This is a genomic window from Lutimaribacter marinistellae, assembly GCF_042648365.1.
Lineage (GTDB): Bacteria > Pseudomonadota > Alphaproteobacteria > Rhodobacterales > Rhodobacteraceae > Lutimaribacter_A > Lutimaribacter_A marinistellae.
The window spans coordinates 200,014-214,655 of the sequence record NZ_JBHRXI010000004.1 but is presented as its reverse complement, the minus strand read 5'-3'; the positions used below and the strand labels follow the sequence as shown (position 1 = coordinate 214,655).

The window sequence follows — 14,642 nt, the reverse complement described above, 5'->3', positions numbered from 1 at the left end:
CCTCTCAATGGTAGTCCACAATCTCGACATCGGCGGGGCCGTTCGGCGTCCAGACAAAGCAGATACGCCATTGCCCGTTGATCCGCACGGAGTGTTGCCCGGCCCGATCCCCTTTCAGTTCTTCCAGGTGGTTGCCGGGCGGGAACCGCAAATCCTCCACAACCACCGCAGCATCCAGCGCCGAAAGCATCGCCCGCGTGCGCTTCACCAAGTCACCCGGGAAGCCTTTGCCGTACTTGCCCTTAACGGCATTGGCAGCGAGTTTGCCCTTGGTGTTTTGGATCATGTCGAATGTGTATCACAAGAAGATACATGTGTCAATGTGTGATACACATTGCTGGAGTTGCGGCTGATTTTCTCGGGTCGATTACCGTTTGGTATCATTGTTCCAGCCAACCTGTTGCCATTCAGTGCCATCGAACCAGACTGCGCCTTCAGACCTTCTCCAGCAGGACTCATCGTTTGCACCACTAGGCCATGTGTTGCGCTCTGCGATCATTATCCAAACTGGTTCAATTTGGCTCTCATCTGCATACCGACGAAGCGCAGCCTCATCTATGACCACGGCTGTCTGATGACCCACTGGCCGTTGCGATTGCACAACCGTGTTTCCAGCATTGTCGATCCAGTACTGAGGTCCCTCCGAAGACATAGACAGGCCTAGTTCTTCAGCGAACCATTTTTGCGGCATGTAGTTTGTAAAACCTTCAGGCAGAGTTTTGTCGAGGTGGCTTTCCCAATGGTAGTGAGCCACCGGGATAGCAAAATCACAGTCGGGTGGTGCCCTCCAAATGTGCTGGTCAAATTTCGTTGATTTCCAGGTGTCGCGCCAGAATGCTTCGCGTAAGAATGGGCCATCAGTGAATTCTCGGGGTTGAAAGTCGTTAACACTCAGGCTCGCTTCGGTAGCAAGATATTCTGTGAAATCAGTGGCTTTCCCTTTCCTTACAAATACACAGTAGAAGAACCTGAACTCTTCATATCGTTTGCCGTGGTCTCCAGGCCTCGGTTTTGCGTAGTACGCTTCCGCCAGATTAAATTCGTAAAGTACCAACCATCGTCTTTTGTTCTCATCCACTCGAACCAGTTTGTCCGAGATTGCTTGAGTGGGGTCTTCTGTGAACGGCCACTCTTTCAACTTTTCTTCGGCTACTTCCGGTAGCACGATCTGAGGTTCGGACATCCAGTCAATGTTAGCGTCCGGTGCGGAAGGGTAACGGGTTGCAGTGGGCAGGATGGTGGGCTCGATGTTTCGGCGGAATTCATGATGGCTATACCGATACCGGTGAGGTCGCTCCGGCCAGCCTTCGAGGACCCAGAAGTTATCTGCTAGCCTGGCTTGCAATTCATCAAGAGCAATGCGTTGGTACTTTTTTCCTATGCGCTCAAGGTCGTTTTCGTGGCGTGAGTAGCTTCCACCTTGCCCATCCCTTGGGAACAATTCTTCCGTCCACCCCAGTTCGTAGGCTCGCTTAGTAATCCAGAGACGGCACTGTTGAACGCTGATTGTCTCGTAGTCACCATGGCCCGCAGCATCGTTGAAATATTCATCAACTAATCGCTTCTGTTCTTCCGTATCTAGCAGTTCATTCAGCTCAGCCAGGGCATCTTCCTTGCTGATTTCAATGTCTTTTCCCTCCACCTCCAATTCGATGGCTTCCTCTTCCGCCTCATTGCCATCCACATCGATAATCGTCCGCAGAATGATTTCGATTGGAACGATTGATGCCTGTTCGTATACCTCAAGCGCCGCCACTCTTTCTGCATAGGGATCAATGACTTCAGCTTTGAAGCGGTCTTTCACTTCTGAAGCCGCGACGGGTTTGGGTTCCGTAAGTCGTGTGGTTAGGAAGCCACGCACTCGCCCAGGGATGCTATACTTGCCGTAGTCACCCCACTCACTCGACGCGGACCTGAAGATTGACTTGCCGCCACGACTATCGGCGATTTTCTCGACCTGCTCTTCTGTCAGACCGAATGTCGGCTCTTCTGAGCCGAAGGGGTGATAACAATTTTCGAGTTTTACATCCGCTTCCAGGGCGTTGATGTGTGATGCGAGTTCAACGATCCCCAGAGCGTAATCCCTAGTCATTAACGAGACCGGCGGCACACCTTCAGCAAAAGCCTTTGCGAAGACCAGGCGCGAGTACGTCCTGATTCGCTCCACACTGGGATCGATGCAGCAGGCTCCAAAAGCTGCAGCATAAAGTCTCTCAACCACGTAGGGATCATTGCAGGAGTGCATTTCCCCAAAAACAAAGTCGAATACTTCTGACCTGCTTAAGAACAGTGAGGTCAGCGCCTTAGTCGAACGATCCCGCAAAGTTATGTGGGATGACGACAAGGACCATGACAGGATCAAAGAAGCCAACTCCATGTGCCTAGCGTCGGTTTTCCGGTCTTTTGTCGACATTGCCCAAGAGATGATGCGATCGATCTGGCCGAACTCTTCTCTGGACGCCCAGTTGATCCAGCGGGTCCAGTGACTGTCTCGCTCTGCCATCCCAAAGCTTTTTAGGTGCGTGTTCAGAAACTTCGCATTGTACGGGTGATCGATTGTGATGGACACTTCCAGCAGCAAGGCTTGAGGGTCGACAGAGTAACCGTCCAGAGCGTTGAGGAGGTCTCTAGCGCCATTTGTGAATGCCTCCAACTTTCTCCATTTGAAGCTTTCGGCAAAGCCCTGTTGAAGCGTTCCATCTTCCCAGTGACTTTGCCAATCTGGCACCTCGACGGCGAACTCGGTGCCAAGTTTTTCTGGGTAGATCGTCGACAATGCGCCCACAAGTCCAACGTATTCGTGGCGAATCTGGCTCGAAATTTCGTTGTCATAAAAAAGGAAGTTCAGCGGTCCTCCAGCCTCAAATTCCGCCCGCGATTGAGTGCGAGCCTTCTGGATGCCAATCTGTTCTAGGAACTTCCGCCCCAGTTTAATGATCGACCACGAATTGGCGCTCGCGGAATCCCTAGCTGCCACTACCTTTTCGACTAACGCGTCGGCCATAAGGTAGTCCTGGAAACGTTGAAAGGAGAACCTGATCAACTCGGAAGGGGGGTTCAGCGGGTCGATGTTCTTCGAGTAAGGGGGCGGATCTCGTCGGAGCAGGCTCGATTGGACGAAAACATCCAGCCATGATTTACCTTCAGGCGCTTGGCGGCTTCCGAACTGCTCGTGGGCAAGGTCGCTGGCAACTTCAATTTCAACGAAATCTCGCCCATCGGCTGCCATTGTGGTTGCGAGGCGTTGCACGAATTTCTTTAGGGATGATGATAAATCTTCGGGTCGAACAGAACGCACGCCAGTTCTGGAAGCGATCCCGTCGAGATAGAATGCCATCAACTCCGAAACGCCTTGCAAACCTCTTGGAAACTCTGCCTCACCTTTTTCGAGCAGTGCTTCGCTTGTGCTCTTCAGGAAGAGCGGGTTGGTGAACTCGGGGGAGAGCCAGGGCGTGTTGGGGCGAGATATGCCTTTGTTATCTAGGTATTGGATTGCGGCACGTTCTCGTTCTTCAATGCTGAAGAAACCTTGCATGCTGAAGACTGGAACGGTTTGAAGTAGGTTTTCAGGAATTGCATACCTTGAGTAGACATCTCGGCAAGAAAAGACGGCAGCGATGTAAGGATATGGTCGTAGCGCGTCGATTACTTGAGGTATCCAGTGCATCCAATAGGTCGCGCCCGCGCCTTCGTTGATGGCGTCAAAGAAAAGGAGAGTCCTTTTTCCTTTTTTGGAACCTGCTGCATCCAAGACACCTAGAATTTCATCTGGGGTTTTTGCTTCAAGTCCCAAGAGGCCGCCGAGTTGCGGCCAAAATGGAGCGTCAGACAAGTCTTGACCCAGAATAACGATGGTCGGCAAACCGTCTTGAACACGTTGTGTTGCGGCTTCTCCAAGCGAATGCGATTTGCCTGAGCCTGCTTCCCCAAGGACAATCGCAGCCTTTGCGGCTTCTGCCGACCAGTCATGTTGTCTGAGCGCGTCGTCAAGCGTGGCAAGAGCCGCCTGAAGGTCTCTCAGGCTATCTTTAACAACCGTGAACTTCTGTTTTTCGGGTTCCTCTAGTTTCTTGCTATCAATAGTTGAGAATGGCCGTTCCAGGTTCCATGCAAGTCTGTGTAGCTCATCCAGCTTTCCTTTGGCCTTTGCCAAATTCCACTTTATCGTTGGCTCCTGATCGATGAGCGCCTGCATCTCAACAAGTTCAGTCCAGAGTGAACTCGCTTCTGCCAAAACCTTGGGATCTGGTTTCAGCAAAGTTGTGGTAAACTCGATTGAGGGCACTCTGTTGCTTGCCAAAGCCGCAAAGGCATCATGAAGACGAGCACGCGATTTTGGCCCTCTGACGATAGCGTCGAACATTGCTTCGATTGATACTTCGACATGGTCTTCAGGGTTGAATCGATCGTCTAATTTTAGTGTTGCCGCCTTGACTTGGCTGCTGAACCACGCGTCGTCGAGGACGTCGCCGCCGAACCAAAAACGCTGCAATGCGAGATTATCGTTGACCAGAAGCTTGTCATTGATGACCGTCGCCCCCCAAAATTCGAACTCAATCGAAATTGAACTTTTGGCAGCCAGAGCTTTCCAGGCCGCAACGCGATCATCCCATTTTTCTTGTTGTGATTTACCCTTCGCCTTTGACCCTCGCTTAGGAGTGAAGTCGAGCGGCAGTGCAAAAACATACCTTTTTAACTCTGGATGGGTCTTCAGCGCTTGCTGGACAGACTTATCCATTTGCTTCCACTGGGTATCCCCAAGTACTTCAAAGAACTTGGATTGGTAGCCAATCTTGTCACCGCTATTCAGTTTCCAGATGGCTTCAACGCCACCATCACCGCCTCTGCCATCGTTTGGCTGAAATTCGTACGCGTTTTCAGGCGGTTCTCTTCGCGCCAGAATCTTTATCAGTGCCTCAAAAGAGTCGCGTTTGCCCGTTTCAAATCCATGAATTTTTTGAAGATCAATCATCGCTCATGCCGCCGAAAATACTTAACAAAAATCCCAAAAATCACTCTTCCAGCATCCGAAAAGACCTTTGCTCGAGGAATGTCTCCATAGTGCAAGTGGCAAGGAAATGTTGGCTCAGTCCGACCGGTCTGAGAAACCTTTGCTCCAACTCTGCGCAAACGCCCATGATTGCGATGCCAATTGCCATCCAAACCAAAGGCGTGAGGGAAAACCCCTCTGAAAAGAAAGCCACGAATAGCAATGGAAGGACAACGAACGGCAAACCGAGCAGCATCAGGTATCGGAGTTTTCTCAACTTCAGTTCAACTGTGTTTGCCAGGCGTTGGTGTTCTTTCTCAATCTCACTTTTCCAAACCAGAAACTCGTCTTCCAACTGTCCTCGAAGGTAGTGACCGCAGCGGCAATAGTCCCTCGTGAGGTACTCTGCCTGCCCACACAAAGCGCATGTGAGTGCGTTGATCCCAGGCGCTCTGGGTCGTGTTGGATCGCACCGGATAGGTGTTTCGCTCGGAGCGAGAGCGTGTTCTGCAAGAAATCGATCAAGCCGATCTGAGAGTGACATAGTTCGCGGCTTCAGCACGTGGACGTTTGATGACAACTGACCCTCCGACATCACGCGACTAGCCCCAGGATGCGGTCTACTCGTTGTGTGTCGGGCGCATTCTTGATCGTATTCAGTGGGTCCTGAATGAGGAACTCAGCAAAGAGGAAATCAATAGCGTCCCACTTCTTTTCATCCGGCACTGACAGGCCGCGTTCTTTGATCCGGTGCTCTACAGCCATCCCAACCTTGCGATAGGCTCGCGCCATTTCGCGTTCGCGCCGGGTAAGTCCTGGTTCAACGTCGCCTTCCAGCACCCATAGCGGATCGGCCTCGAACTCTTGGAACACCTTCAACAAGAGCGATCCGGGCAGATCGCGTTCTCCCCTTTCATAGTACTGATAGGCGCTTCGGCTGACATGAAGACGCTCAGCCATCTCTTCTTGAGACAGTTTTTCCTGGCGTCTTATCGCCGACAATCGGTGTCCCAGGCCTTCAACAGTCATGCGCAACCTTAAAATTAGTTGCATTGACCACAAATATGGTCACATATTTAAAATGTAACCATGAATCGTGGCTATGCGCTCACTTCTCTCAACCTGAGCGTACTTTTGTTTCATTCTGAAGGCAAAAGAGAATCATCTGCTTCGCTTCGTGGTCGACATAGCTAGAGGTGATGCATGACCAAACTTCTTGAAACACCGAAAGAACTTGCCGAGCGCGTCGGTATCCCCGTGACCAACGTTCGCTACCTGATCCGTGAGGACATGCTGGATCATATCTTCACAGCGCCTGGGAAACGGAACCCGAAAATCCCGAACGGGGCTTGGGAGAAGTATGTGGCGCAGTTCACGATCAAAGCCGAGCCTAGAACGGCAACATCCCGTAGGCAGGGCTGAACCATGTCTAACGAAAATGTCACTGATGGTTCTCAAATCCTGGGGCTTGGCAAGACGCCTGCCCAGTGGGTCGAGGTTATGTCCGGCATGGGGATCGACATCTCGGAGCGAACGTTGCGCGAACGAGCAAACGACACAGGGGCATTCTACCGCCTTGGGCGGACCATGCTGATCACACCCGCGCAGATTGACAAGATATTTGAAGGAGGCCAGGCATGCCGCTCCAAATCTACAAGAGGGGCCGCGTCTACTGGGCTAAGGGCTGGGTCGAGTACAACGGCAGGCCAATCGCAGGCCCATACCGGCGAAGCACTAAGGCATCTACAGAAGCGGGCGCACGGGACTGGATAAACCGCGAAACCGAGATGCAGATACGTCGCCATGTCGTTGGCGACGAGCCGAGCAAAACGTTCTCAGATGCGATCGTGATCTACAACGCATCTCCGAAGACGGCGAAGCAGCTCATCCCCATTGTGCAGGAGATCGGCGACATGCCGTTGGGCGCGATCTCTGGGGCGCTCTTGAAAGGGCTGGGACCGAAACTGAAGCCGAAGGCATCGACGGATACTTGGTGGCGTGAGATCGTGACCCCCGCGAGTGCCGTGATCAACAACGCGCATGAGCTGGAGGGGACACCGCTCATTCGAGTGAAGCCTTACGACAAGTTCGAGCGGATCGCCCAGGACAAACGGCGTGGCAAGCACAGCCGGGTCGAACGCAAGCCCGCTGACAAGGCTTGGATCGAGGCGTTTTGCCGGGCCGCTGATCCGTACAACGCGGCCCTCGTCCGGTTCATGTTCGAGACGGCGGCGCGTATTGACCAGGCTGTTTCGATTGAGCCTGACGATCTGCGGCCTTCCGAGAACAAGGTCAGGGTGAAGGCGCAGAAGGGCCACCCGGAAAGCTGGATTACAGTGTCGCCACAGATGATGGACGAGCTGCTGGCACTCCCGCCGAAACGGCCCAAGAACCGGAAGACTGGGAAGCTCATGAAGGCGCGCGTCTTTGGTTATGGCAGCTCAACGGGCTACAACACGCGCTGGAAGACGATCTGTAAGAGCGCGGACATCCCGTACCTTTCCGCCCACCCGGCAGGGCGGCACGGATTCTTTACAGAACTGGTCGTGCGCCAGGGCGTCGATCCGGTCACAGCGGCCAAGGCTGGCCGTTGGTCAGACCCCAATTTGCCCATGCGCATTTATGCCCATGCGGAGACAGATGAGGCCGATGTCAGGGCCCGTTTTCGTACAAACCATGTACAGGCGGACACTGTACAAACACCCAAGAGCAAGAAATCAAAGAAGGAATAGCGCTATGAACGGTTCCCTCCTAAGGGGCAGGTTGCAGGTTCGAATCCTGCCGGGGTCACCAATTCGCCGAGTATTTCACAGGGTAGTGCCGGAGCGGCGAGACGACCCCATTGTGATGCGGGCTTAGCGTCGAAGCGACGCACGTTAACTCAGACAGGAGAAAATACGATACCGGCCAGGAAACGGGCCGGATCACAGACAAATGCCCTCACGCCATCAGATCGAAGATCTCGCTGCCGATCTGCATGTTGATCGCGTCCTGCCCCTCACCATCCACGAGAGCCCACAGGATCTGGCCCGTTGGCCGATAGATCACGAACGCTTCCTGTACGCTGTCGTCGCCAGAGCGGTCGCCGTCGGATGTTGCGGTGTGGTCGAAGTTCACCTGAAACTGGTCACGTCGGGCGGTGCCGCCGAAAACCAGCAGATCGCCTTCGGCGGCGACGAAGTCCTGAACCCAGTCAGAGCCGTGATCGGCCACGCCGAGATGGAAAAACCTGTCCGCCCCTGCGCCGCCGTTGATCCGGTCATGTCCGAAGCCGCCATTGACGAAGTCGTCGCCCGCGCCGCCATAGACCAGATCCGATAGGGCGCCGCCGGTGACAACGTCGTTTCCCTCCTGACCTTGCAACTCGTCGGCACCGAACCCGCCGGAAAGCGTGTCGTTACCCTCCTGACCAAAGATCTGATCATTGCCGCCGCCACCCTCGGCCCGGTCGTCGCCCGCGCCTGCGTAGATCACGTTGCGCTGGTCCTGCTCGTGACCGTCGAGTCCACCGATGATGATGTCATTCCCGTTGCCGCCGTTGAGCGTGTCTGGCCCGGTTCCGCCTTCGAGCGTGTCATCGCCGTCGAGCCCGATCAGCCGGTCGGCACCGCCAAGGCCGATCAGCCGGTTCGCCTGCGCGTCGCCCGACAGCACGTCGTTGCTATGTGAGCCGTTGGCATTCTCGATGTCCCGCAAGGTGTGCGTCGTAGCCCCGACGATCTCGGCCGTTCCGGCGGCAAGATCGAGCCGAACGAGGGTTTCACCATCGGGTTGTCCTTCGACATTGGGCTGGGTCACGAAACTGACCGTATCGGACCCCGCGCCGCCGTCGATCGTGTCCGGCCCGCCTGCGGGGGTAAAAGGATCGTCGCCGCTGGGCAGGATGATGTCGTCGCCTGCGAGGGCGAAGATGCGCTCCGATGCCTCGGAACCGGGCAGCACGTCATCTCCTTCGGTGCCGAAAAGATCGGACGGGTCGGTCTCGCCCGAGCCTTCGCCGACCTGGATCGTGTATTCGTTGCCGAACCCGTCCAGCATGTAGCCGAACCCGCTGGGGAACACCGCAGCCATATGGGCATTGAGAGCGTCAAGGTTCACATCCGCTTCGGGAAAGGCAATGGTGTCCGTCGCGGGCGTGCCGTCGGCATTGTAGAGCCGCGCGACAGCCTCCTGCCGATAGTTCGCGTCGATGACGGTGCTGATCGTGTGATAGACGATCACATAGCTGCCGTCAGCCAGCGGGTGAACCTGTGCGTCGTACTGGGTGCCCACGGTCAGATCGGTGTTGATCCGTTCGGCCGGGCGGGCGACAGAGCCGTCGGCGTTCAGGATCATTTGAAAGAGGTCGATGCCATCGGCCTCGGCCGGCCCGGGATTGCTCCACGTCACGACGACGCGGCCATCCTCCAGCGTGGCGGCATGGGTAAGGTCCGCAGCGGGGCGCCCGGCAATCGCAGCATTGTCGGTCACGTCCAGCGCGATCTCGGAGCCGATCTTGACGGCGTCGAGGCCGTATCGGTTGAGATAGACATTGCCGGTTTGCGCGTCCTGGTGGACCACGAAAATCGTGTTGCCGGACTGAGCCAGCGAGAAGGAGGCCGGGGCAGCAGGGAGAAAGGTGTTTACGGGCTCACCGGTCGCCTCGAACGTCGCCCGGACACTGCCGCCTGCGCCGCCATGAATGGTCAACTCGTCCGGGCGCGTGCCATCGGCGGCCCAGACCTCGGCAAAGCCGCCGCCTTCGAGATTGAGCGTTTCATACGCGCCATCGACGTCGACCTTGACGATTCCGGGCTGCGACGGTTCCGGCGTTCCATCGGCCGCAAAGGCGCGCATCTTGGTCGAACTGGGTGGCTGCGACGGCGAACCGAACTGGAGCCGGGGATTGTGCTCGGCGTAATGGATCACGAACCCGCCATCGTCGCGTGCCTCGATATGCCTGACCGTCGCCGAGTAGCGAAGGGTCACGCCCATGAATTCGTACCCGGCAAGATCTTCCTCGGTGGCGTCGGTCACGGGCCGCTCGACGAGGATGCGGTTGCCCCGGTCGTCCCAGACGGTGAAACTTGGTGCTTCGTGGATGACTGCAGGGCCGTCATTGACGAGAAAGAGGCGATTGCCGACCTGGTAGGACTGTGCGGTCGGGTGAAGATCGCGCTCGATAAGCGCGCCGAAGGAGATAGTCATCTTTTTCTATACTTTCAGATCGCCGGAAAACTCGTGGTACAAGCGCGGCAGACCGGCGATCCGTCCGCACTTGCGAAACTGGGAAAATGGGTTTTCCGGTTCGTACCGGATCATTGGATAGAATTGTCTGCCCGACGAAACTTGCCCAGAAGTCATTGCCGATCAAGACATTGATTTCCGAAATTTGTTCGACCCTGTAAAGCGCCTGATTTGTTATTGACCCGCAATCACCCGGATAGGTTGAAGCTCTGGTCAATCAGCGGTTTGATCCGATCCATCGGTACCGTTCCGTCAAGAATCACGGTCAGCCAGTGTTCCTTGTTCATGTGATATGCAGGAAAGAACCCCGCCTTTTTTCGCAGTGCTCCTATCGCGTCAGGATCGCATTTGATGTCGAGGATATCGACTCTCTCATCCCCTTCCAGACCTATCCTGTCCGCAGGCACGTCCATGACCAGCGCGAACCATTTGTCGTTGTCCTTGTGCCGGAGAACGAAATAGCTGGGGTATTTCTCGAACGGATGGTCGGGCTCGATGCCGTATTCCTCTTTGCCGTAGTCGATAATGGCATCCCGAATGCGTTTCATTCCGAGTTCCTCTTTCGTGTAATGTCGTGTCCGTTTCCAATGTCGCGAGGGTCACGCGAACATCATGCAAAACTGCTGATATCGATAACTCGATTGCGATAAGGCGCGCAGGCGCAAAAGACCCGTATCGTGGGTGTTGCGTTCATTTCTCGGAGCCACCGCCTCGACATAGCAAGGCTTACGGTACCGCGCGATCTTGTTGCTGCCGGAAAATGGGGCCGAGGTCTGGGCGTCGATCTTCTTCTCCTGTCCATAGGCGGTCTGCCCGCCGCCAATTGTCGTCATGACCCAGTGTGTCCCGGCCCCGGTTGGTTCAGCCTTTCTTCAGCAGAGGTTCAATCGCATTCTCGGCGGTAATCCCCTTCATCCAGGTGAAGGTGCCGTCTTCCTTCATCTCGCGCGCGCCATCGACCAGCGTGCCATAAGCGGCGACAGCCATCCCGCCACCGACGCTGACCCTACGGGCCCCTGCTTCGGCCAGTGCCGCCAAGGTCAGGTCGGGGTTCATCGCAACAACGCTCAGCGGTTTGCTGATTTCGTCGACCACTGTTCTGACTTCCTCGGCCGTTCGCAGGCCTGGCGCGAACAGTACGTCCACACCGGCCGCTTCGTAGGCTTTCAACCGCCGAATGGTGTCGTCCATGTCGTTTTTCTTGCGCAGCAGGTTCTCGCAGCGGCCGATCACGGCGAAGGGAAAGTCGAGCGACCTTGCGGCCTCGACCGCCGCCTCGATCCGTTCGACCGCGTGGTTGAAATCATAGATGTCTTCGCCGTTCCAATCCTCGATCGATCCGCCGACCACGCCCGTACCCGCGATGTGGCGGATGGTTTCGGCGACACCATCGGCGTCATGCGCATAGCCGTTCTCAAGGTCTGCGGTGATCGGGATGCTGGTGGCCTCGCTCAGGGCGCGGCAATGGGCAGCCTTTTCCTCAAGCGTCACTTGCCCATCCAGCTTGCCGAGCGCATAGGCCAGACCACCGCTCGTGGTGGCCAATGCCTTGAAGCCAAGCGCTTCGAACACACGCGCCGAAGCGATGTCCCAAGGACCGGGGATCAGGAACGTCTCACCTCCCTCATGGAGGGCCTTCATGGTTTCTGCCTTCTGCGCCTGGGTTGGCATCGGGTATCTCCTTTGTTCAAGCTTGGTTTGAATCTGGGGATCCCCGATTGTGGCGCAATGACAAATAAATTAAGGATCATGCCAGATAGTTTGCAATCCGGACGAGGCGACACAAGGGATGCCAACCTACTCAGTTCCCAAGCTGCGACATCTGTCTCAAAGGGTCAGATCGCCCAAGCGCATTGTCATCGTGACGAATGCCGCTTCGGACTCGTTGGAATACATCGGTCTGCTTCAGGTGTTCGCAGAGGTTCGGTTCTTCTTGAGGGAATCCGGCTATGCCCAAGCTTACAGCGTCGAAATCGTATCTCGTGGAACCGGGCAGATATATGCATGCGAGGGTTTGTCGATTTCCACGACAACCAGCTACGCGGAACTCGGCGATACCGTCGACACGCTGATCCTCCAGGCCGCGGATGATCGCGACGAATGCCTCAATGACACGGACTTCATCTCGTGGATCGCGCAGATGTCGACCCGCGTGCGCCGTATCGTCAGCATTTGCACCGGTGCTTTCATCCTGGCAGAGGCGGGTGTGCTGGATGGTCGTCAGGCCACAACGCATTGGGCCGCCTCCGAGGATTTCCGCAGTCGCTATCCGAACGTGCGCCTGACAGACAACGAGATCTTCACAAAGGACGGTCACGTTTACACCTCTGCTGGCGTGACGGCGGGCATGGACCTCGCCCTGGCGCTGGTGGAAGAGGATCTTGGCCCGGAACTGGCCCGCAGGGTTGCACAGGCGATGGTCGTTTTTTTCAAGCGTCCCGGCGATCAATCCCAATTCAACGCACTCGGCAACCCCGGGCCGGAGACTGCGCACCTCCACCCCATCGAAGTGCATATCCGCGAAAACCTCGACGGCGATCTTCGGCTCGAATCCCTTGCACGACGCTTCGGTTACAGTTTGCGCAGCTTCAACAGGATGTTTCCCAAGCAGTTTGGCCTTCCCCCGGGGCAATTCATCGAACAATGCCGGCTGGACCACGCGCGCCGACTCCTCGAGGAGACAGACAAACCCGTCTCATGCATCGCGGCAGAATGCGGCTATGCTTCGTCCGAGGGGCTGTATCAGGTGTTCGACCGACGACTAGGAATTGGTCCCCGAGACTATAGGAACCGGTTTTCCTCGAGCGTGCAGTCGACTGTCCTGGGATGACGCAGGGCCATGCCTGCCCGATTTGGCAGGCACCCACGGCGTCTGCGGGGTTAACACCCCTCCGCCAGGCACTAAGTTCGAACCTGTGAATCAAGCAAGGGCCACGACATGACCGCTTCGAACAACGCGCCGGATGAAATCGCCATCCGCAACGTGATCCAGCTCTACATCGAAGGATGGCGGGGCGCGCCGGACAAGTTTCACGAGGCGTTCGATCCCGACGCCTGGATCTTTTTCACGGACGCCGAAGGTCAGGAGCACAAGAGCCAACTGACCGAGCAATTCGACAAATGGGCAGCCACGGGCTGGCAGATCGAGGGGGAGATCATCTCGTTGCAGCGATCCGGTGACATTGCCACCGTCCTTTTGCGGTTCGACAACAAGACACGGCCCGACGCATCCTACATGGATATTCACACCCTGCTTCGGGTGGATAAACGCTGGCGCATCACCAACAAGACCGCCACGCATATCAGCCGGGCGAGCTGACAAGCGGCGCATCCCGCCAAGCGCCGTCGACAGGGCAATGAGCCTTGTCGCCGGGATCCGCGTCATGCCGTCACGAATCTTGGGTGTCCGCCACGACGATCTCGGTACCCCATTCGGCACAGGCATCGGTCAGATCGTTGGACAAAGGCGCATCGGTAAAGAACACGTCCAGACTGGCAAGCGACGCAATGCGGGCCGGTGCCTTGCGGCCGAATTTCGAGTGATCGGCGACAAGAAAGGTTGTGCGGGACTGGCGCAGAATGGTCTGGCTGACGCCCACTTCCTGAATGTCGAAGTCCAGCAAGTCGCCGTCTTCATCAAGGGCAGAGCAGCCGATCACGGCGAAATCGAACTTGAACTGCCTGATCGTCTCAGCCGCGAGGTTGCCGACAAGCCCGCCATCAGAACGTCGGAGATGGCCACCGGTGACGACGATTTCGCAATCGCGATTTGCCACAAGTATGTTGGCGACATTCATGTTGTTGGTCACCACCATAAGGTCTTGGTGGTGCAGCAACTCCCTTGCGACGGCCTCGGTGCTGGTTCCGATGTTCAGAAACACCGATGCGTTGCCCGGAATGCGCGCGGCACAGGTTCGGGCGATGCGCCCCTTTGCGTCGGTGTTGAGCGCGCGGCGATCTTCGTAGCCGATATTGGTGGTGCCCGATGGCAGAACCGCCCCGCCGTGGACACGCTGCAACCGCCCGTTTTCGGCCAGATCGGTCAGGTCGCGCCGTATGGTCTGAAGCGTCACGCCAAAGCGTTCGGCGAGGTCATCGACGGTTACCTTGCCCTCTCGCCGGGCGATTTCAAGGATCTCGGGGTGACGGAAGCTGTTCGACATGGCCATTTGGGTTCGGGACTGCGGCCACGACAATACCGCGCGTTTAGGTGCAGGAAAAGAACATAAACGCGCATTCATTCTAGAATCAGAGCTGAAAGCGAAACAAAGCGAAAATCGTTTCTTGCGAAATGCGCGAATTCACTCCATATCCGCTTCGACGGCACAGGGAGAGCTCGCATGACGACCCGCGGCGCGGCAGAGCCTTTTGACCTTTTCATCATCGGGGGCGGCATCAACGGATGCGGCATCGCCCGCGATGCGGC

13 protein-coding genes are annotated in these 14,642 nt (G+C 56.3%); 4 read left to right on the top strand and 9 right to left on the bottom strand.

Annotated features, from left to right (window positions below):
- Positions 1-4: 4 nt before the first annotated feature.
- From ACFORG_RS05580 to ACFORG_RS05565, 4 genes are all read right to left on the bottom strand, one after another.
- Positions 5-286 (bottom strand): type II toxin-antitoxin system RelE/ParE family toxin, encoded by a 282-nt coding sequence (locus ACFORG_RS05580; protein ID WP_386734397.1) that lies wholly within the window; start codon positions 284-286, stop codon positions 5-7.
- A gap of 81 nt (positions 287-367) precedes the next feature.
- The gene (locus ACFORG_RS05575) at positions 368-4,972 is read right to left on the bottom strand and encodes a hypothetical protein (RefSeq protein WP_386734396.1); all 4,605 of its coding nucleotides are present in this window, start codon (positions 4,970-4,972) and stop codon (positions 368-370) included.
- A 40-nt stretch (positions 4,973-5,012) separates the two neighbouring features.
- Entirely contained in the window at positions 5,013-5,345 is a 333-nt protein-coding gene (locus ACFORG_RS05570; RefSeq protein ID WP_386734395.1) for a hypothetical protein, read from the bottom strand.
- A 239-nt stretch (positions 5,346-5,584) separates the two neighbouring features.
- Positions 5,585-6,019, bottom strand: coding sequence for a helix-turn-helix domain-containing protein (locus ACFORG_RS05565; protein ID WP_386734394.1), 435 nt, complete (start codon positions 6,017-6,019; stop codon positions 5,585-5,587).
- A 174-nt stretch (positions 6,020-6,193) separates the two neighbouring features.
- Here ACFORG_RS05565 and ACFORG_RS05560 point away from each other — a divergent pair, with 174 nt between their 5' ends.
- Positions 6,194-6,412, top strand: coding sequence for a hypothetical protein (locus ACFORG_RS05560; protein ID WP_386734393.1), 219 nt, complete (start codon positions 6,194-6,196; stop codon positions 6,410-6,412).
- A 215-nt stretch (positions 6,413-6,627) separates the two neighbouring features.
- Positions 6,628-7,722, top strand: a complete 1,095-nt coding sequence (locus tag ACFORG_RS05555; protein WP_386734392.1) for a tyrosine-type recombinase/integrase — start codon at positions 6,628-6,630, stop codon at positions 7,720-7,722.
- Positions 7,723-7,930: 208 nt separating this feature from the next.
- On the opposite strand, the gene ACFORG_RS05550 is transcribed toward ACFORG_RS05555, so the two are convergent.
- From ACFORG_RS05550 to ACFORG_RS05535, 4 genes are all read right to left on the bottom strand, one after another.
- Complete coding sequence (locus ACFORG_RS05550) at positions 7,931-10,177, bottom strand: calcium-binding protein (protein ID WP_386734391.1); 2,247 nt, start codon at positions 10,175-10,177, stop codon at positions 7,931-7,933.
- A 227-nt stretch (positions 10,178-10,404) separates the two neighbouring features.
- On the bottom strand, positions 10,405-10,764 hold the full coding sequence (locus ACFORG_RS05545) for an MmcQ/YjbR family DNA-binding protein (protein ID WP_386734390.1): 360 nt from the start codon (positions 10,762-10,764) through the stop codon (positions 10,405-10,407).
- A gap of 51 nt (positions 10,765-10,815) precedes the next feature.
- Positions 10,816-11,049, bottom strand: coding sequence for a hypothetical protein (locus tag ACFORG_RS05540; RefSeq protein WP_386734389.1), 234 nt, complete (start codon positions 11,047-11,049; stop codon positions 10,816-10,818).
- Between the two features lie 28 nt (positions 11,050-11,077).
- Positions 11,078-11,887, bottom strand: coding sequence for an isocitrate lyase/PEP mutase family protein (locus ACFORG_RS05535; RefSeq protein WP_386734388.1), 810 nt, complete (start codon positions 11,885-11,887; stop codon positions 11,078-11,080).
- Positions 11,888-12,005: 118 nt separating this feature from the next.
- On the opposite strand from ACFORG_RS05535, the gene ACFORG_RS05530 reads away from it, so the two are divergent.
- Entirely contained in the window at positions 12,006-13,046 is a 1,041-nt protein-coding gene (locus ACFORG_RS05530; protein WP_386734387.1) for a GlxA family transcriptional regulator, read from the top strand.
- Positions 13,047-13,154: 108 nt separating this feature from the next.
- Positions 13,155-13,535, top strand: a complete 381-nt coding sequence (locus ACFORG_RS05525; RefSeq protein WP_386734386.1) for a nuclear transport factor 2 family protein — start codon at positions 13,155-13,157, stop codon at positions 13,533-13,535.
- A 70-nt stretch (positions 13,536-13,605) separates the two neighbouring features.
- On the opposite strand, the gene ACFORG_RS05520 is transcribed toward ACFORG_RS05525, so the two are convergent.
- Positions 13,606-14,379 carry a DeoR/GlpR family DNA-binding transcription regulator gene (locus ACFORG_RS05520; protein ID WP_386734727.1) on the bottom strand — a complete coding sequence of 258 codons (774 nt, stop codon included), beginning with the start codon at positions 14,377-14,379 and terminating at the stop codon, positions 13,606-13,608.
- Between the last annotated feature and the right edge of the window lie 263 nt (positions 14,380-14,642).